The sequence below is a fragment of the Yoonia sp. BS5-3 genome, assembly GCF_038069655.2.
Taxonomy (GTDB): domain Bacteria; phylum Pseudomonadota; class Alphaproteobacteria; order Rhodobacterales; family Rhodobacteraceae; genus Yoonia; species Yoonia phaeophyticola.
The window spans coordinates 935608-954214 of sequence record NZ_CP150951.2; the positions used below are offsets into that span (position 1 = coordinate 935608).

The window sequence follows — 18607 nt, forward strand, 5'->3', positions numbered from 1 at the left end:
AAAAATTTGCCAAAATTTGCGCACAATTCCGCATGCATATGACCAGACGTAAACAGTAATTTCCGGGATTGATGACCCGCCAGTGCGCGCACAGACGGCAATCCATACCCCCGGATAGGAGTAAATTATGAGCAATATGTGGAATGGCACCGCAATGGGGGTGCTTGCGCTGGTCGGAGCCCTCGCAATGTCGACATCGGCAACAGCACAGGAAGTGACCCTAAGATCCAGCGATGGTACCGTGAACATGAGCGGTAACTTCATCGATTTTGTTGACAATTCTTATGTCATCGCAACAGCACTTGGTGAATTGCGTGTTTCGGCAAGCCGGGTGAACTGCGAAGGCGCGGCCTGCCCTGATCTTGGTGGCGGCGATGCTGACGTGAAAATCGGTGGGTCTGACACTGTTGGTCTTGGTCTGATGCCACTTCTTCTGGAAGGGTATGCCGGGTCCATCGGCGCGGCCGCAGACATCCTGAACACAGGGAATGGCGATGATGTCCTGGCCGAGCTGATCGGCGATGAAGGTTTCGGCGAAGAGCTAGGCTCGATCCTTGTGTCTTCCACCACATCCGGCGACGGTTTCGCACAATTGCTTGATCAGCAGGTTGAAGTCGGCATGTCATCACGCCGCATTCGCCCGCAAGAAGCGCGCGATCTGCGGGATAGCGGCGCCGGCAACATGGTCAGCCCTTCGCAAGAACATATCGTTGCGGTGGACAGCCTTGTTCTGGTGACCAACCCCGCAAACCCAATCGAAAGCCTGACAGCCGAGCAGGTTCGGCAAATCTATTCCGGCCAGATCACGAACTGGTCCGCAGTTGGTGGGCCCAATCTGCCGATCACTGTTGTCTCCCGTGCAGAAGGATCTGGTACGCGGGCCGTTTTTGAAGATCGTATCTTCGGCGAAAGCGTCGCGGCGCTCCCAGCTGGCGCGGTGATCGTTTCAACAAACAGCGATGCTTCTCAGGTTGTGAACACAACCGAAGGCGCGATTTCCTATGTCGGCTACGCCTTCCAGCGCGGCGCCAATGCGCTGACATTCGTCAACGAATGCGGCATCGAAACAACGCCTGACGCGTTCTCGGCCCGGACCGAGGAATACGCATTGCAGCGCCGTCTGTATCTCTATTCGCGTGAAGACACGCTCAGCGATGATGGGCGTAGTTTCCTTGACTACGCAACATCGGATGCAGCCGACAGCATCATCGGCAAAGCGGGCTTTATCGGTTTCGCCGTTGACCGGCGCGAACAGTCGCTGGAAAGCGACCGTGCACGTTCGCTGCTGGACCCAAATGCCGACGCTTATGAAGCCGGGTTCATGCGCCAGATGCTCAGCCAGATGGTCGACTATGACCGGCTGTCCACAACATTCCGCTTCCGCACAGGTTCAGCCCAGCTGGACGAGCGGGGACGCATCGATAAAGACCGTTTGATCGAGTATCTCGAAACACAGCCTTCCGGCACCGAAATTCTGGTGGTTGGGTTCACTGATACAGTTGGTCAATTTGACGGCAACCTGGCTTTGTCACAGCAACGTGCTGGGCAGGTCGCAAACGAACTGCGCGAAACATCTGGCGGGCGGTTGTCGAATATCGACATCAGCTCTGTCGGTTACGGTGAAATCGCGCCTTCTGGCTGCAACAGCAGCGAAGAAGGGCGCCGGATCAACCGTCGCGTCGAAATCTGGATCAAAGCACCCGCTTAATCCATCCCATCAAGGGGGCTGATGCCCCCTTTTACAAAACTGAACCGCACCGGCGCTGTGTTCAAAAAGCATAGCGCCGGTTCAATCTACGAACACGGCACACCATAAAGAAGGGCTCAAAATGCGAAATTCAACTGTTGATAGAAGAATGCAGACCCCCTTGGGGAAACGCACCCGGACCGCAGCGCGCCGGTTCGTCTCTGTTGCAGCGATAGCATGCGCCCTCTGCACAGGCGCACAGGCCCAAAGCATTGCATCCGATGTTGGGGCCAGCGAACGGATTAACGTAGCCGGTCAGCTGAGTACGCTCAGCCAGCGGATCATCGCATCCGCCTGCAACCTTAATTCCGGCATCTCAGTCCGCGAAAGCCAGGCCGTGCTGCAGGTCTCAGCCGACCAGTTCAGCGTCATCAATGACGCATTGCTATATGGAAACGCCCGCATGGGCATCCTGGGCGAAGAAACACGGTCCAGAACACTGCAGGTCATCGAAGAACTGGACAACGCTTGGGAGCCCCTTCTAGACGAAGCGCGCGCCACACCTGTTGCAGGCAATGACAATGCACGTATCCAATCACTTGCCGAACAAAGCGAGCCCTTGCTCGAAACTGCGAATATCCTGGTGGCCGAGATCACCGGCCAATATGCCGATCCGGTCGCATTGCTGCATGCCGATGCGCTGCTGATCGATCTGGCTGGCCGTCAGCGGATGCTGGCTGCACGCATGTCCAAAGATATCTGTCTGATTGCCTCTGGTATCGCGGTCGATGCTGCAAAGGCGGATCTTGCGGAATCCAGCGCCCTGTTTGGCGATACACTGGCCGCCCTGCGCAACGGCATGCCAAGCGTTGGCGTCCGCCCACCCCCATCGCAAAAGATCGAAGACGGTCTGCAATTCGTTGTTGAAGAGTGGGAAAATATCCAGCCATTCCTGGCCCGCGCCGCAGCCGGCGAAACATTGAACGAGGCAGAGCGTCAACGCGTCTTCTTCGCCTTTCTCGGGATCGAGGCGCGCATGAACAATGTTGTGGTCTCATATGACCAGAACTCAAAACTGGGGCTGTAAATCACCCCAAGCCTGACGAAGGCGCCGCCCCCAAGGGCTGGCGCCTTTTTTCTTAGTTCTACCGGCGCAGCGTTGTGCCAAACTGCAAAACGGGGCTCAGGGCAATGACGGTTTCATCGACCGGTGCATCATCTTGATTGCGAGCGGCGATAATCTGGGCGGCTTTGATCCCGATATCGCGGCGGCAGGCATCCATCGTCGCCAGTTGGCGGGGCAAACCGTCAAGCAGTTCAACGCCATTGAAGGCCGCCAGCCCAATCTGCCCGGGCACATCCATGCCCTTTTCCAGCAAATAAAGCAGACCACCCGCGCCGATCATATCGTTTGAATAATAAAGAAAATCCAGATCAGGGGTCCGGTCAATCATCTTGGCGGTCATCTCGCGGCCCTTGGCAAGGGCCGAACCGCCGGAATAGAATTCCTGATCGGCAATCTCGACCCCGGCCTGCGCCAGGGTGCGGGTGAAGCCTTCAAACCGTTTTCGGGCACGGTGATCCAGCGGCATTTTGGTGCCCATGAACCCGATGCGTTTATACCCGGCTTTGATGATCTCTTCGGCCATGATGCGCCCGGCCCTGCGGTGCGAAATTCCAACGCAGGTGTCCACCGGCTCGCCATCGACATCCATGATCTCAACAACGGGAATGCCCGACCGGCGCAGCATCGCGTCCGAGGCTTCTGAATGCTCAAGCCCCGCGATGATAACCCCGGATGGACGCCAGGACAGCATCTCAAACAGGACCTTTTCTTCCTTTTCCGGCATGTAATCAGTCACGCCCACAACAGGTTGCAGCCCCGTGTCTTCCAGCGTTTCCGAGATACCGGACAGGACTTCGGGAAAGACCATGTTGCTAAGAGACGGAATAATCACAGCCACCAGATTGACCCGCTGCGAGGCCAGGGCGCCTGCAATCTTGTTGGGAACATAGCCAAGCTGCTTGGCCGCATCCTGCACCTTTTGGCGCGTTGCTGCGCTGACATCGCCCTTGTTGCGAAGCACCCGGCTCACGGTCATTTCACTGACCCCAGACGCCTCGGACACATCGCGAAGCGTCAATGGCCGCTTGATATTACTACTCACAAAAAGATCCCGTCTGCTTTTTGCCGGATGTTAACGACCGCCACGCGCCTTGGCCAGAGGATGTAGAACCGGGCAGAAAGGGCGTGCAACGCGCGCGACGTTCGGCGGCAAAAACGGGCCTTGGTGTATGTACAGGTTCTGTACGCATTCTGTACGGGCGACATATCGCCCGTAGCCCTGTCAAATAAGGGATTAACACCAGTTTCGCAGCGCGTGACGGGACTGCCCGTTAAACCGCGACTTTACGGCTTTCATCCAGATAAATTTCCCGCAACCGGGCAGCCACCGGGCCGGGTGTTCCCGCACCAATCGCGGTGCCATCAATCTCAACCACGGGCATCACAAATGTACTGGCTGAGGTGATAAAGGCCTCATCCGCCTCTTGCGCCTCGGCGATGGTAAAGCTGCGCTCTTCGACCTTCATCTGCGCTTCTTTGGCGAAACGCAAAACGGCAGCGCGGGTGATCCCATGCAGAATTTCATTGCCAAGGTGGCGCGTGATGATCGTGTTGTTTTTAATGATATAGGCGTTGTTTGACGTGCCTTCGGTGACCGCCCCATCCTCAATCATCCAGGCATCATCTGCACCTGCCGCCTTGGCCATCATCTTGCCCATCGACGGGTAGAGCAGCTGCACCGTTTTGATATCACGGCGCGCCCAGCGCTGATCTTCGATTGAGATCACCTTGATCCCTTTTTTCGCGGCCGGATTATCGGACAATCCTGGTTTGTTCTGGGTGAACAAAACAACAGTCGGGGCAGTGGTTTCAGGGTCTGGGAAGGCAAAGTCGCGATCATCCGGGGCACCGCGGGTGATCTGCAGATAGACCAAGCCTTTGTCGATCTCATTGAGCCGCACCAATTCGCGGTGAATGTCCAAAAGGTCCGGCAGACACGCTGGCTGCGGCATGTCCAGCTCGGACAATGACCGCTCTAACCGTTTGGCATGACCCGCAAAATCGATCAGCTTCCCATCCAGTACCGACGTGACTTCGTACACGCCATCGGCCATCAGAAATCCACGATCAAAGACCGAGATTTTCGCCTCTGCCTCGGGAAGGTACGCGCCGTTAACGTAAACTGTACGAGTCATATGTTTAGCTCCTGCTGCGGATGTTTTTAGGTAAGTCGGCGGAAATGGGTGCGACGTCAAGCGAACAGTTGGCAGGTTTCAGCGCCCATATGCACAGGATCAGGCTGCGATGCAGGCAAAGTTACCACGGTTTATCCCCACAAAGCCGCATCTGGCGGATGGACCCCTTGCGCATCAAAAACCAAAGGCGGGTCCCGGTCTTCGGCCAGCAAAAGCGGCCCATCAAGATCGGTGAAGGCCACCCCTTGCGCCAGTAGCGTCGCAGGTGCCATGGCAAGGGACGATCCAACCATGCAGCCGACCATGATCCCGTAGCCCGCTGCCGCTGCCTCGCGCTTCAGCGCCAGCGCTTCGGTCAGCCCGCCTGCCTTGTCCAGCTTGATGTTGACCAGGTCATATTTGCCTTTCAACCCAGGAAGACTGACGCGATCATGGCAGCTTTCATCGGCGCAGACCGGCAGTGGGCGCGCGATCTCGCCCAGCATGTCATCCTCGCCTGCGGGCAAAGGCTGTTCAACCATCTGCACCCCCAGCCGGATCAGATGGGGGGCAAGATCGGCGTAGACCTCGGCGGTCCACCCTTCATTGGCATCGACGATGATCCGCGCATCTGGCGCACCGCGGCGGACCGCCTCAAGCCGGGGCATATCATCAGGCGTGCCGAGCTTAATCTTGAGCAAGGGGCGATGCGCATTGGCGGCGGCCTGCGCCTGCATCGCATAGGGCGTATCAAGCGACAGCGTATAGGCCGTGACTTCCGGGCCCGGCTTGGCCATGTCCAGCAAATCCCAGATCCGTTTGCCCGCCTGTTTCGCCTCAAAATCCCAGAGGGCGCAATCGACCGCATTGCGGGCAGCCCCAGCGGGCAGCAGCGTTTGCAAGGCCGTGCGCGTCAGATCTGCCGGTAGCCCTTCGATCTGGGCCGTGACACTGTCCATCGTTTCATCATAGCGGGCATAGGGCACGCATTCACCACGGCCGATCTCGTTCACGGTGACGGTCAAAACATCCGCCTGCATGCGTGAGCCGCGGCTGATCGTAAACGCCTGCGCCAGCCGGAAGACGTCATGTTGCACTTCAATGGTCATCGGCCCGACCCTATAGCGCCAAGATCGCGTCCACCAGACGCCCGGCCCCCTGCCGGTAGGTGTCGACCGTGGGCAGACCCATCCGGTCCTCTACTTCCGCCAGATAGGCAAGCGCTTCGTCCTCGCTCATGTGCTGGGTGTTGACCGAAATACCGGCCACCTTGCAGGCGGGGTTTGCAATATGCGCCATGGCCAGGCCGCTATCACGCAGCGCCTCAAGGCTCGGCAAATCATATTCGGGCAGGCCGCGCATATGGGTGCGCGTTGGCTCATGGGCCAGGATCAGCGCGTCGGGCTGGCCGCCATGGATCAGCGCCATGGTCACGCCGGAATAAGAGACGTGAAACAGGCTGCCCTGCCCTTCGATATGATCCCAGTGATCCGGGTCATTGTCAGGGGTCAGATATTCGACAGCACCAGCCATAAAATCAGCGATCACCGCATCCAAAGGCACGCCGCCACCGGTGATCAGAATGCCAGTCTGACCCGTGGGGCGGAACGTGGATTTCAGGCCCCGCTTTTGCATCTCAGCGTCCATGGCCATGCCGGTATACATCTTGCCCACCGAACAATCGGTGCCGATGGCCAGACACCGCTTGCCGGTCCGCTTCTTGCCATTCGCGATCGGATAGGCGACCGAGGGGATGCGCACATCAAACAGGGTGCGACCATTCACGCGGGCTGCGGCGACCAGCTCATCCTCGTCGCGTAAAAGATTGTGCAGACCCGAGGCAATATCAAAACCCATTTGCAATGCTTCCACGAGCACCTTTTTCCAAGCATCCGAAATGACACCGCCACGATTGGCCACGCCGATCACAAGCGTTTTGGCGCCAGCCGCTTTGGCATCGGCAAGCGACATATCGGTGATCCCAAGATCAGCGCCGCAGCCTTCCATGCGAAATTGGCCAACGGCGTTTTCGGGGCGCCAGTCTTTGATACCTTGGGCCACCTTGGCTGCAAGTTGGTCGGGGGCATCGCCAAGAAAGAGAAGATAAGGGGTCTGGATCATCGCTGGGCTCCGGGCAGGGGGGAATCGTGATAGGTGGACGATATCGGGCGCGTGGTGGAAATTCTGCCGCAGATTAGCTGGGTTCACCACAATATTATGGTGTATTTTTGCGCATTATGAGCATTTATTCGAATAATATTCGACGAGAACCCGATATGTCGTAAAACCGCTATGACGCACAAAAAAACCCGGGCGCGGACGCCCGGGTTTCTATCAGTTTATGTGGCTGGGATTAGCCCTTAGCAAATTCAGGATAGGCTTCCATCCCAAGCTCGGACATATCCAGGCCATCGATCTCGGCCTGCTCTGAGACGCGGATGCCCATGACACCTTTCAGCACGACCCAGACAACAAGGCTGACCACGAAGGTGAAGCCGCCGATGGCCACGAAGCCGATGAACTGCGTGACAAAGCTGGCGTCTGCGTAGACTGGCACAACGATTGTGCCCCAGAAACCGGCAACCATGTGGACCGAGATCGCGCCAACAACGTCATCGATTTTCAGCTTGTCCAGGAAAGGCACAGCGAAGACGACGATGATACCGCCAACAGCACCGATCCACAGAGCGCCGAACAGATCAGGCTCAAGCGGGCTGGCTGTAATCGAAACCAGACCGGCCAAAGCGCCGTTCAGCACCATCGTCAGGTCAGGCTTTTTGTACAGGACGGATGTCATGACCAAGGCAGCAATCGCACCAGCTGCAGCGGCCATGTTGGTGTTAGCAAAGATACGGCCAACGTCGGTGATATCGCCAACAGTACCAGCTGCCAGCTGCGAACCGCCGTTGAAGCCAAACCAACCCATCCACAGGATGAATGTACCCAAAGTGGCCAGCGCAAGGTTCGAGCCTGGCATCGGAATAACCATGCCGTCTTTATACTTGCCGATACGCGCGCCAAGGACGATCGCACCTGCCAGAGCTGCGAACCCACCAGCTGCGTGCACAACAGTCGAGCCAGCGAAGTCATAGAAGCCCATTTCAGACAGGAAGCCACCGCCCCACTGCCAGCTCGCGCCGATTGGGTAGATCAGACCAGTCAATATCACAGTAAAGATCAGGAACGGCCACAGCTTGATACGCTCAGCCAATGTGCCTGACACGATCGACGCTGTTGTCGCGCAGAACATCAACTGAAAGAAGAAGTCAGATGCAACTGAAGCATAGTCGAGCGCTGCGTCTGCAGCATCAAGGCCTACGGGCTCAAGCGATGTGATTGCGAAAGTTCCAAAGAAACCCTCAGCAATCCAGGCATCGCCTGGGTACATCAGGTTGAAACCAACCAGCCAGTACATGATGGCTGACAGCGAGAACAGCGCGACGTTCTTTGTCAGCTGTGTCGTCACGTTTTTGGAACGCACCAAACCTGCTTCAAGCATCGCAAAGCCGGCGGCCATCCAGAATACCAAGAAACCGCCCACAAGGAACAGCAAGGTTGTCATGATATACGGGCCGATCTCGTCAAAGCCCGGCGCGGCATCCTGCGCCATGGCCAACGACGGCAGCAGGGTCAGCGCCGCGCCAGCAATAAGGAGTTTATTCAGTTTCATAGTTTTGTCCCTCGTTACGCTATTTACAGCGCGTCATCATTGGTCTCGCCGGTCCGCACCCGCAGGGCGCTTTCCACGTCGAGAACGAATACCTTGCCGTCACCGATTTTCTCGGTTTTGGCGGTGGAAGCGATGGTTGATACAACCTGGTCAGCCATGCTGTCTTGCACGACGATCTCAAGTTTGACCTTCGGCACGAAATTCACAGCGTATTCCGCCCCGCGATAAATTTCCGTGTGACCAGATTGCGAGCCGAAGCCCTTGATTTCAGACACCATCATGCCGCGCACACCGACTGAGGTCAGCGCTTCGCGCACCTCTTCGAGCTTAAACGGCTTGATTGTTGCAATGATGAGTTTCACGTTCTTCCCCTTGCAATTTTCACTACCAGTCCTTTTTGCATAAGACTTTCTTGCAATCGCAGACAAACCGCGTCCCCCCGCGCGGAGCAAGGTTACCGCACCTTCCAAATGCCGTTTCTGTAGGCATGTATGCACAATTTTTGCACAAATAAGCATATTCGCCCAAATATTAATCAGTATAAAAACCTGATATGAGCGACTCATCGCGCTCTACATTCTTAACGGGACAGGCTATGATGCCAAAAAACAGACGCAACAGTCAGTCGAGCGGAACATGAGTGGAAATGGCAAGAAACGGTCGCCTTTGGTGGCCGAACGGCGCTATCCGGCCAATGCAACGGCCAAGAAGAAGCCTGCCCCCAAGAAAAAGCCCAAACCGGCCCCCCGCCGCAAGGCGGCTCCCAAAAAGCGTGCCAAGCCGACGGGCCTGCTGGGCTGGATCTTTTTGCCGATCCGCTGGACCATCCGCATCATGTGGGCCTTTGCTTGGCGCGTCAGTCTTGTGACCGGTCTGATCATCGCGGGCTTCTCGCTTTATTTCGCAAGCCAGATGCCCCCTGTCGATGAATTGCTTGATGGCCGTGCCCGTGGTTCTGTCACGATGACTGATCTGCGCGGTGATATCTTTGCATGGCGTGGTGATCAGTTCGGCGGCAAGATCACGACTGAAACCGTGTCCCCCCACCTGCGCAATGCCGTTATCGCCAGTGAGGACAAACGCTTTTACCGTCACTTTGGCATTTCCCCGCGCGGCATTGCCTCGGCCGTTCGCATCAATCTGCGCGCCGGGCGCGGCCCCTTGTCCGGCAATGGCGGATCGACCCTGACCCAGCAGACAGCCAAGCTGCTTTGCCTTGGTGTGCCTTTTGATCCGTCCCAGTGGGAAGATGAGGCCGCGTACGAGAATGACTGCCGCCAAGGATCCCTTTGGCGCAAAGCCCGCGAGGCTGTTTATGCCGTCGGTATGGAAATCGCCTATACCAAGGACGAAATCCTGACCATCTATCTGAACCGCGCCTATCTTGGCGCCGGTGCCCGCGGGTTTGAGGCCGCAGCCCAACGGTATTTCAGTAGCTCTGCTGCGGAATTGAACCCACAGCAGGCCGCAATGATGTCAGGTCTGCTGCCCGCCCCGTCCCGCTACGCCCCGACCCGCAATCTACAGCGCGCCCAGGATCGTGCTGCGACCGTGCTGCGCCTGATGGAGGAACAGGGCTATCTGACCGCCGCTGAGGCCGCAGAGGCCCAGGCCAACCCGGCCACCCTATCTGCCACCGCCCGCGCCAATACCGCCACGTTCTTTGCCGATTGGGTCATGCGCAGCACCCCGGCCTTCCTGACCAGCGAAACCACCGAAGACGTCATGATCCGCACCACATTGGACAAGGACATTCAGGCCGCTGCTGAGGAAGCCATGCTGAGCGTCTTTGAAAACCAAGTGCGCGAAGGGTCTGAGGCCCAGGCCGCGATTGTGGTCATGTCCGCCGATGGCGCCGTCCGTGCAATGGTGGGCGGCCGCAATCTGGGGGAAACCGGTGCTTTCAACCGTGCCACCCAGGCCCAGCGCCAAACAGGGTCATCGTTCAAACCATTTATCTATGCCACCGCGCTTGATCTTGGCATGTCCCCCTATGCGATGATTGATGATGCGCCAATTTGCTGGTCCCGTCGTGGATCGGCTGATTGGTGTCCCTCAAATTACGACCGCGAATTTGTTGGCCCGGTCTCATTGATCGACGCGTTGAAAGCCAGCCGCAATATCCCCGCGATTGTCCTGTCCGAGGATGTCGGCCGCGAGCTGGTTCGCAATGTCGCTACCGGTTTTGGTATCGATAGCGATCTGGCCGCCGGGCCCGCCCTTGCCTTGGGAGTGTCAGAAAGCAACCTGCTTGAGATGACCGGCGCCTATGCCGGTATCTTGAACGGCGGTTCCGCAGTGGTGCCCTATGGCCTGACCGATCTGCGCTTTCAGGGCGACACCGAGTCCCTTGTGGATACCACCGGCACCGGGATCGGCGAGCGCATCATTCAGGAACGCGCCGCGCGTGAATTGACCTGGATGATGACAAAAGTTGTCGAAGAGGGCACGGGCAGACGCGCCCGTATCGATGGCTGGCAAATCGCTGGCAAAAGCGGCACAACCAATTCATCGCGGGATGCCTGGTTTATCGGCTTTACGGGCGACTATGTCACCGGTGTTTGGATGGGCTATGATGATAACAGCCCGCTGACCGGCGTCACGGGCGGCGGTCTGCCCGCCACGATCTGGCATGAAACCATGGTACGGGTGTTGGAAGGCAAAACGCCAACCCCCTTGCCCATGTCCATCCCCGAACAGCCAGCCACAGCAGGCGTGCTGCAAAGTGACGGCGGGGTGATCGCAGATGGTGAGATTTTGAACCTGCTTAGCACGATCCTAAGCGATGCGGCCGCGCAAAACTAAGCCGGAGGGGTGCGCCTAATACTCGCCCTCTTCGCAGCGGTCATAATGAAAGGCGTAGCCATCCCAGATCATGTAGATGCCGGTCTTTTCGGCGTCGCTCATGAGGATGGCGCGTTCCGTCCAGGTCGTGCTTTCATCCGAGCATTCCATATAGAACATCGTGGCATCCATATCGTTGATATCGACCGGGCGAGCCATGATGCACGCAACCTCGACCCCATAAAATATGCTCTCTTCGATCTTTAACGATCCGCCATCGACACCAACCAAAGAGCATTCGGAATGTTCGGTCTGCTTATAGACGCCGTCAAATGTATCCGCCGTAACGGCCCCCGACACCAGACCAACAGCAAGCGAAAGTGAGATTAAGATAGGTCGCATCCCCCATCATTGCGGCGATTCTGCAATCTGATCAATCTTTTATCGGAACACCCAGGCGCGCTGAGAGGCTATTAACCATGATCATTTATGCTATATCGGGTCGCGTGAGGCAAAGACCGTTGGGGGCGCCCGTAATTTATGTCTGATGAAATGACAGCCAAAGGTCGGGCAGAACTGCGTGAAGCCCGCCGCGAAAGCCGCGCCCTTTACTGGGTCGTGGGTATCTTCAGCTTTTTCGTGAACCTGCTGATGCTGACCGGGCCGCTTTATATGCTGAACGTCTATGATCGTGTGCTAAGCTCGCGGTCGTTTGAGACTTTGATGACCCTTTCGGTGCTGGTGGCCTTTCTTTACGGGATGATGGGCATCCTTGATTTCGTGCGCGGCCGGGTTATGGCCCGGGTCGGTGCCCGCTTTCAGGCCCGGATGGACAGGCGCGTTTTTGGCGCCGCGTTACAGGCAACCACATTGAACCGGGCCCCCAAAGAGGCCGCAACCGGTCTGCGTGATCTTGAGGCGGTGCAGCGCCTGATTACGTCGCCTGCTTTGATGGCGGTCTTTGATCTGCCTTGGGCACCCCTATTTTTTCTGGGTATCTTCATTTTCCACCCGCTTTTGGGCCTTCTGGCCGTTGTTGGTGCTGCGATCTTGTTGATCATCGCTATTCTGAACCAGTTCACCACACGCAAGTCCCTTGAAGCAGCCAATGCCGCCAGCTTTGCCTCTGAACAACTGGGCGCCCAGATCCGCAATGAAAGCGAGATGGTCCATTCGCTGGGTATGCGAAATGCCGCCTTTGACAGGTGGCAGGTCGCGCGTGGCGCGTCCCTGGATGCGACCATTAAATCTGCCGATACCGCAGGTACTTTCACGGCCAGCACAAAGTCATTCCGCCTCTTCCTGCAATCGGCCATGCTGGGTGTTGGCGCCTATCTTGTCCTGACCGATCAGCTATCGCCCGGTGCGATGATTGCTGGGTCCATTTTGCTGGGTCGCGCGCTGGCCCCGCTTGAAATGATTGTCGGACAATGGCCCGTCTTTCAACGTGGCCGCGAAGGCTGGCGTAAACTATCGGTATTGTTGGGACATATCCCACCCGAGGCGCCGCGCACCGCGTTACCCCAACCCAAAGCGCGGCTGGTCGCCGAGCAAGTCACGGTCGTGCCCCCGGGTGAGCAGCAGGCCGCCCTGCGCCTGATCAGCTTTGATATCAAACCAGGCCAGGCGGTCGGCGTTATTGGTACGTCCGGCGCGGGGAAATCCACATTGGCCCGCGTGCTGACCGGCGTTTGGCGGCCCGCGGCGGGCAAGGTCCGATTGGATGGTGCTGCGCTTGATCAATATGATCCGGATGTTCTGGGCCAGCATATCGGCTATCTGCCGCAGCGGGTGCAGCTGTTTGACGGTACGATCAAAGAGAACATAGCGCGGATGTCGATGACCCCCGATGATGCTGCCGTCGTCGCCGCCGCCCAAAAGGCTGCCGCGCATGACATGATCCTGAATCTGCCCGATGGCTATGACACCCGGGTGTCGGCCAGCACGGGGCGTCTGTCCGGCGGGCAGATACAGCGGATCGGCCTGGCCCGTGCGATGTATGGTGATCCGGTCGTTCTGGTTCTGGATGAGCCGAATTCGAACCTCGATAATGACGGATCAATTGCCCTGAACAAAGCGATCAAAACGCTGAAATCCGAAGGCAAAATTGTCTTTATCATGGCCCACCGACCCGCTGCCATACAGGAATGCGATACTTTGCTGGTCATTGAAAACGGCGCCCGGCGCGCCTTTGGGCCCAAGGATGATGTTTTAGCTGAGATGGTCAAAAACCACTCTGAAATCAAACGCAACGCAGGCAAAGCGGGGGGTGTGCAATGACCCAGACACCCCAGCAACGCTGGTCGGCCAGCCGCCATCTGTTTATCGGCCTTCTGACATTGACCGTACTGGTCGGCGGATTTGGCACATGGGCCGTCACCGCCCAGATCACCGGGGCGCTGATCACTTCTGGCCAGATTGAAGTCGATCGCAACCGCCAGATTGTACAGCATCCCGACGGCGGCGTGGTCGACGAGATCCTGGTTGATGAGGGCGACAGCGTCGCTACTGGCGACCTGCTGCTGCGCCTTGACCCGACTGTGCTGCAATCAGAACTGGCCGTCGTCGAAGGGCAGCTTTTCGAGCTGGTCGCCCGGCGCGGGCGGCTTGAGGCCGAGCGCGACGGTGCAGATCATGTGACCTATGATCCGATATTGCTTGAAGCCAGCAACCGCGATATCGCCGCCCTGATGGCCGGGCAGGACCGGCTGTTTGAGGCGCGGCTTGAAAGCAATCTCCGATCAGCTGAGCAGCTCACGCAGCAGCGCGCGCAGATCGCCAGTCAATTGGCGGGCATTCAGGCCCAACAAACCGCCCTGGCCACGCAGCGCGACCTGATCGCACAAGAATTGCTGGATCAGCAAAGCCTGTTAGACCGGGGCCTGGCCCAAGCCAGCCGGGTTCTGGCCTTACAGCGTGAACAAGCCAGCCTTTTGGGCCGCGCCGGCGAACTAACCGCCCAAGCCGCCCAAGCCGCCGAGCGGATGACCGAGATTGAGATTCAGATCCTTGGCCTTTCGTCCACACGCCGCGAAGATGCAATTTCGACCCTGCGTGACCTGCAATATAATGAGCTGGAGCTTTCAGAACGTCGCCGTACCCTGACCCGCCAGCTTGACCGTTTGGATATCCGCGCCCCGGTTTCGGGCATCGTTTACGGGCTGCAGGTCTTTGCCCAGCAATCGGTGATCCTGCCAGCTGATCCGGTGCTGTTTCTGATCCCACAAGATCGGCCTCTGGTCATCGCTACACAGGTTGAGATTATCGACATTGATCAGATTTTCTTGGGCCAAGAGGTCACTTTGCGTTTTTCCGCCTTTGACCAACGGCGCACACCGGAATTAAAGGGCAAGGTCACGCTTATTTCCGCAGATGCGTTCGAGAACGAAAATTCCGGGCAGTCCTATTATCGGGCCGAGGTGCAGCTGGACCCCGGTGAGATTGATCGTCTGCCCTCGGACATGACGCTGATCCCGGGCATGCCGGTTGAAGCATTTGTTCGGACCGCTGACCGCACGCCGATGAATTTTCTGATCAAACCCTTGTCGGATTATTTCGCAAAGGCCTTCCGCGAGTCCTGATTGCACCCTGGCGCGCGTCCCGTTAGCGTCCGGTCAAACGACAGGAGAAATGCAATGTCTGCGATTGAAACCAAACTGGCTGAACTTGGCGTCACCCTGCCCGATATCGGCGCGGCCCCCAAAGCGGCGGGCAATTATCTACCCTTCGTCACAGTGGACGGGATGGTCTATGTGTCAGGGCAAATCAGCCAGGATGAAAATGGCCCCGTCAAAGGTGTCGTGGGTGATACGTTCACCCTTGAACAAGGGGCAGAAGCAGCAAAGCTTTGCGCCATTTCGCTGCTGACCCAACTGAAAGTCGCATGTGATGGCGATATCGACCGGCTGGTCCGGGTGGTCAAACTGACCGGCTTTGTCAATTCGACCCCGGATTTCGTAGATCAGCCGCGCGTGATCAATGGTGCGTCAGATTTCTTTGTCGCAGCTCTTGGCGACAAAGGTCGCCATGCCCGTGCAGCCGTCAGCGCGGCAAGCCTTCCGCTGGGTGTTGCTGTCGAAATCGAAGCGATCTTTCAGATCAAATGAGCCTGCCACCCGCCTTTTTTGCCCGCCCGATCACGCATCGTGCCTTGCATGACCGCAAATCCGGGCGGGTGGAAAACAGTCTTGCCGCGATCAAGGCAGCCATCGCTGCCGGGTATGGCATTGAGATTGATCTGCAATTGTCCAGCGACGGGCATGCCATGGTCTTTCACGATGACACGCTTGACCGGCTGACGGCCGAGGCCGGACCGGTGCGTCACAAGACCCGCGCAGCGCTGGAAGCCATTCCGCTAACCGATGATACCGGCACGATCCCAGCCCTTGAAACCGTTTTGGAAGTAGTCGACGGACAAGTGCCGCTGCTGATTGAAATCAAGGATCAGGACGGGGCCATGGGCCCAAATGTCGGCCCGCTTGAGCAAGCGACATGCGATGCATTGCGCGGTTATGTTGGCGACGTTGCCCTGATGTCATTCAATCCCCATAGCGTGGCCGCTTGTGCCAAATTCGCCCCGGATATCCCGCGCGGCATCACCACATCCAGCTATCTTGCACAATTCTGGCCCGAAGTGCCCGAAGAAACCCGCGACATCCTGCGCGAGATCCCCGATTACGACAGGGTGGGCGCCTGTTTCATCAGCCATGAAGCCACTGACCTGCGGCGCCCGCGTGTTGCGGCACTAAAATCCCAGGGTGCCCATATTCTTTGCTGGACGATCAGATCCTCGCAGGCCGAGGCAGCCGCACGGCAAATCGTTGATAATGTCACCTTTGAAGGATATCTGGCTTGACCTCGCCGCTTGGGCGCACAAGTTGCACGATATGAGCGACGCAGCTATCGACATTTCTGCCTTTCCCAGCATCAGCGGGATCGATCCTGCCGATTGGGACGCCTGCGCCTGCCCCGAAGCGGCAAAAGGCCGGGCCATTGATCCATTCACCACGCATCGGTTTCTAACCGCGCTTGAAGAAAGCGGATCGGTCGGGCCTGGCACGGGCTGGCAGCCGCGGTATTTGCAAGCCAGGCAAGACGATCAGGTCATCGCGGTCGCCCCGCTTTATGCCAAAGGCCATAGCCAAGGCGAATACATCTTTGATCATAATTGGGCCCATGCCTATGAAAACGCGGGCGCGCGGTATTACCCTAAATTGCAGATTGCCGTCCCCTTTACCCCTGCGACAGGGCGCCGGTTTCTGACACGCCCCGGCTTTGAAACCGTGGGCATGTCTGCATTGGTGCAAGGGGCGGTGCAAATTGCCGCCGACAATGATCTGTCATCCGTACATGCCACATTTTGCACCGAGGCCGAAGCCATCGCAGGGGCTGAAATGGGCCTGCTGGCCCGTACGTCGCAGCAGTTTCATTGGGTCAATGATGGTTATGCGGATTTTGATGCTTTCTTGGGCTCACTCTCAAGCCGAAAGCGCAAGAATATGCGCAAGGAACGCGTCACCGCGAACAGTTTCGGCGGCGAGATTATTGAGCTAACGGGCGATGATATACAGCCTGCCCATTGGGATGCGTTCTGGCAGTTTTATCAAGACACAGGCGCGCGCAAATGGGGCACGCCTTATTTGACACGCGACTTTTTTGACCGGGCCCATCAAACGCTAAGAGACGAAATGCTGATGGTGCTTGCACTGCGCGACGGGCAGCCCATTGCCGGGGCGTTGAACTTTATCGGGCGCGATACGCTTTTTGGCCGCTATTGGGGCTGTACCGAACATCACCCCTGCCTGCATTTTGAACTGTGTTACTATCGCGCAATCGATTTTGCGATCCGCCATGGGCTGGAAAAGGTCGAAGCGGGCGCGCAAGGCGAACACAAGCTGGCCCGGGGTTATCTGCCTGTGCCAACCCATTCGTTGCATTGGTTTGGCGATCCGGGTTTTCGGGACGCCGTGGCCAGATATCTTGAGGCCGAGCGCGATGCGATCGACCATGAAATCGAGGTGCTCACCAGCTACGGGCCCTTCCGAAAAACCGAAATGGAGGAACAGCAATGACGGAAAAACTGACGGATTCTGAACGGGTGGAACAGATCGATCCGCTGCTTGCCAATGGTTGGGCCATGACCGATGGGCGCGATGCGATCCACAAGACATTTGTGTTCAAAAATTTTGTTGAAGCCTTTGGTTTCATGACCCGCGCGGCCATCTGGGCCGAGAAATGGAACCACCACCCCGAATGGTCGAATGTCTACAAAAGCGTGGATGTGACCTTGACCACGCATGATGCAGATGGCCTAAGCGCGCTGGACGCCAAACTTGGCGCAAAACTGGATACACTGGCAGGGGGCTAACTTGGACGACTTACTCAACACCGAAATCATGGGCGGCAAGACGCTGTCTGATTTGCTGACACTCGAATTCCTGGCATCGGCTGCGGGCAGCGTGCTGGCGGCCTTTGCGATCATTTTGGTCGGTTTCATCGTTGGCGGCTGGGCGCGGCGGCGGCTGGTGCGGCTGGGCGAGTCTTACGAACATCTGGACATCACATTGTTCAACTTCCTGGGCAACGTTGCGCGCTACATCGTCATCGTCTTTGCCTTTTTGTTTGTGCTGAACACATTCGGTATCCAGACGACATCATTCGTCGCCGTGATCGGTGCCGCCGGTCTGGCCATCGGTTTGGCATTGCAGGGCACATTGTCCAATGTTGCCGCCGGCGTGATGATTGTCTTCTTTCGCCCCGTCAAAATGGGTGATTTTGTCGAAGTGAATGGGCAGATGGGCACCGTCAAGGACGTGACGCTGAACTTCATTGAAATCGCGTCGCCTGCGAATGTGCAGATCATCATCCCCAATAGCGAAGTTTGGGGGAACACGATCATCAACTATTCCAGCTACGATACACGGCGCGCTGAATGGACATTTGGGGTGGGCTATGGGGCCAATCTGAAGACCGCTGAAGAGACGATCCGCAATACGATTATGGCCGACCCACGCGCAAAATCGGACCCTGAGCCGTTTATTCAGGTCAATAACCTGGGCGACAGCTCGGTCGATTTTCTGGTGCGGGTGTGGTGCGATAGTGGCGATTACTTTGCCTTCCAGGCCGATATGAAACGGCAGGTCAAAGAAGCGCTTGATACGGCCGGGATAGATATTCCTTTCCCGACACGCACCGTCGTTCAGGTCGAAGGCTAAAGACAGGCGCGG

Annotated in this window: 17 protein-coding genes; 10 read left to right on the forward strand and 7 right to left on the reverse strand. The window is 57.5% G+C overall.

The annotated features are described in order from the left end of the window. The first annotated feature begins 127 nt into the window (after positions 1–127). Together AABB29_RS04800 and AABB29_RS04805 are read left to right on the forward strand one after the other, a co-directional pair. Positions 128–1708, forward strand: a complete 1581-nt coding sequence (locus AABB29_RS04800) for a phosphate ABC transporter substrate-binding/OmpA family protein (RefSeq protein ID WP_341368026.1) — start codon at positions 128–130, stop codon at positions 1706–1708. A 148-nt stretch (positions 1709–1856) separates the two neighbouring features. Next, a complete protein-coding gene (locus AABB29_RS04805) occupies positions 1857–2774 on the forward strand; it encodes a type IV pili methyl-accepting chemotaxis transducer N-terminal domain-containing protein (protein WP_341368025.1) in 918 nt (305 codons plus the stop codon). A gap of 58 nt (positions 2775–2832) precedes the next feature. On the opposite strand, the gene AABB29_RS04810 is transcribed toward AABB29_RS04805, so the two are convergent. The 6 genes from AABB29_RS04810 to AABB29_RS04835 form a co-directional block, all read right to left on the reverse strand. Next, positions 2833–3855, reverse strand: coding sequence for a LacI family DNA-binding transcriptional regulator (locus AABB29_RS04810; protein WP_341368024.1), 1023 nt, complete (start codon positions 3853–3855; stop codon positions 2833–2835). Between the two features lie 229 nt (positions 3856–4084). Further along, entirely contained in the window at positions 4085–4948 is an 864-nt protein-coding gene (locus AABB29_RS04815) for a D-amino-acid transaminase (protein ID WP_341368023.1), read from the reverse strand. A gap of 131 nt (positions 4949–5079) precedes the next feature. Further along, a complete protein-coding gene (dgcA, locus tag AABB29_RS04820; protein ID WP_373636802.1) occupies positions 5080–6036 on the reverse strand; it encodes an N-acetyl-D-Glu racemase DgcA in 957 nt (318 codons plus the stop codon). Positions 6037–6046: 10 nt separating this feature from the next. Continuing rightward, positions 6047–7048, reverse strand: a complete 1002-nt coding sequence (dgcN, locus tag AABB29_RS04825; protein WP_341368022.1) for an N-acetyltransferase DgcN — start codon at positions 7046–7048, stop codon at positions 6047–6049. Positions 7049–7280: 232 nt separating this feature from the next. Then, positions 7281–8597, reverse strand: a complete 1317-nt coding sequence (gene amt, locus AABB29_RS04830; protein ID WP_341368021.1) for an ammonium transporter — start codon at positions 8595–8597, stop codon at positions 7281–7283. A gap of 23 nt (positions 8598–8620) precedes the next feature. Beyond that, positions 8621–8959, reverse strand: a complete 339-nt coding sequence (locus tag AABB29_RS04835) for a P-II family nitrogen regulator (protein ID WP_341368020.1) — start codon at positions 8957–8959, stop codon at positions 8621–8623. 274 nt (positions 8960–9233) lie between these two features. Here AABB29_RS04835 and AABB29_RS04840 point away from each other — a divergent pair, with 274 nt between their 5' ends. Further along, positions 9234–11402 (forward strand): PBP1A family penicillin-binding protein, encoded by a 2169-nt coding sequence (locus AABB29_RS04840; RefSeq protein WP_341368019.1) that lies wholly within the window; start codon positions 9234–9236, stop codon positions 11400–11402. A 15-nt stretch (positions 11403–11417) separates the two neighbouring features. Here AABB29_RS04840 and AABB29_RS04845 read toward each other — a convergent pair whose 3' ends face one another. Then, positions 11418–11783, reverse strand: coding sequence for a hypothetical protein (locus AABB29_RS04845; RefSeq protein WP_341368018.1), 366 nt, complete (start codon positions 11781–11783; stop codon positions 11418–11420). 138 nt (positions 11784–11921) lie between these two features. Here AABB29_RS04845 and AABB29_RS04850 point away from each other — a divergent pair, with 138 nt between their 5' ends. The 7 genes from AABB29_RS04850 to AABB29_RS04880 are packed head-to-tail and all read left to right on the forward strand — an operon-like array spanning position 11922 to position 18595. After that, positions 11922–13661 carry a type I secretion system permease/ATPase gene (locus AABB29_RS04850; protein WP_341368017.1) on the forward strand — a complete coding sequence of 580 codons (1740 nt, stop codon included), beginning with the start codon at positions 11922–11924 and terminating at the stop codon, positions 13659–13661. After that, on the forward strand, positions 13658–14962 hold the full coding sequence (locus AABB29_RS04855; RefSeq protein ID WP_341368016.1) for an HlyD family type I secretion periplasmic adaptor subunit: 1305 nt from the start codon (positions 13658–13660) through the stop codon (positions 14960–14962). Before AABB29_RS04850 ends, AABB29_RS04855 begins: the two co-directional genes overlap by 4 nt. 54 nt (positions 14963–15016) lie before the next feature. Beyond that, positions 15017–15487, forward strand: a complete 471-nt coding sequence (locus tag AABB29_RS04860) for a RidA family protein (RefSeq protein ID WP_341368015.1) — start codon at positions 15017–15019, stop codon at positions 15485–15487. Then, complete coding sequence (locus AABB29_RS04865; protein ID WP_341368014.1) at positions 15484–16236, forward strand: glycerophosphodiester phosphodiesterase family protein; 753 nt, start codon at positions 15484–15486, stop codon at positions 16234–16236. The genes AABB29_RS04860 and AABB29_RS04865 overlap by 4 nt, the downstream gene beginning before the upstream one ends. A 31-nt stretch (positions 16237–16267) precedes the next feature. Further along, on the forward strand, positions 16268–17452 hold the full coding sequence (locus AABB29_RS04870) for a GNAT family N-acetyltransferase (protein ID WP_341368013.1): 1185 nt from the start codon (positions 16268–16270) through the stop codon (positions 17450–17452). After that, complete coding sequence (locus AABB29_RS04875) at positions 17449–17748, forward strand: 4a-hydroxytetrahydrobiopterin dehydratase (RefSeq protein ID WP_341368012.1); 300 nt, start codon at positions 17449–17451, stop codon at positions 17746–17748. The genes AABB29_RS04870 and AABB29_RS04875 overlap by 4 nt, the downstream gene beginning before the upstream one ends. Position 17749: 1 nt before the next feature. Beyond that, the gene (locus AABB29_RS04880; protein WP_341368011.1) at positions 17750–18595 is read left to right on the forward strand and encodes a mechanosensitive ion channel domain-containing protein; all 846 of its coding nucleotides are present in this window, start codon (positions 17750–17752) and stop codon (positions 18593–18595) included. Positions 18596–18607: the final 12 nt, after the last annotated feature.

Coding starts and splice junctions, on each gene's coding strand:
- AABB29_RS04840 (WP_341368019.1), top strand. CDS start 9,234: ATGAGTGGAAATGGCAAGAAACGGTCGCCTTTGGTGGCCGAACGGCGC.
- AABB29_RS04800 (WP_341368026.1), top strand. CDS start 128: ATGAGCAATATGTGGAATGGCACCGCAATGGGGGTGCTTGCGCTGGTC.
- AABB29_RS04815 (WP_341368023.1), bottom strand. CDS start 4,948: ATGACTCGTACAGTTTACGTTAACGGCGCGTACCTTCCCGAGGCAGAG.
- AABB29_RS04850 (WP_341368017.1), top strand. CDS start 11,922: ATGTCTGATGAAATGACAGCCAAAGGTCGGGCAGAACTGCGTGAAGCC.
- AABB29_RS04865 (WP_341368014.1), top strand. CDS start 15,484: ATGAGCCTGCCACCCGCCTTTTTTGCCCGCCCGATCACGCATCGTGCC.
- AABB29_RS04855 (WP_341368016.1), top strand. CDS start 13,658: ATGACCCAGACACCCCAGCAACGCTGGTCGGCCAGCCGCCATCTGTTT.
- AABB29_RS04860 (WP_341368015.1), top strand. CDS start 15,017: ATGTCTGCGATTGAAACCAAACTGGCTGAACTTGGCGTCACCCTGCCC.
- AABB29_RS04845 (WP_341368018.1), bottom strand. CDS start 11,783: ATGCGACCTATCTTAATCTCACTTTCGCTTGCTGTTGGTCTGGTGTCG.
- AABB29_RS04875 (WP_341368012.1), top strand. CDS start 17,449: ATGACGGAAAAACTGACGGATTCTGAACGGGTGGAACAGATCGATCCG.
- AABB29_RS04805 (WP_341368025.1), top strand. CDS start 1,857: ATGCAGACCCCCTTGGGGAAACGCACCCGGACCGCAGCGCGCCGGTTC.
- dgcN (WP_341368022.1), bottom strand. CDS start 7,048: ATGATCCAGACCCCTTATCTTCTCTTTCTTGGCGATGCCCCCGACCAA.
- AABB29_RS04870 (WP_341368013.1), top strand. CDS start 16,268: ATGAGCGACGCAGCTATCGACATTTCTGCCTTTCCCAGCATCAGCGGG.
- amt (WP_341368021.1), bottom strand. CDS start 8,597: ATGAAACTGAATAAACTCCTTATTGCTGGCGCGGCGCTGACCCTGCTG.
- dgcA (WP_373636802.1), bottom strand. CDS start 6,036: ATGACCATTGAAGTGCAACATGACGTCTTCCGGCTGGCGCAGGCGTTT.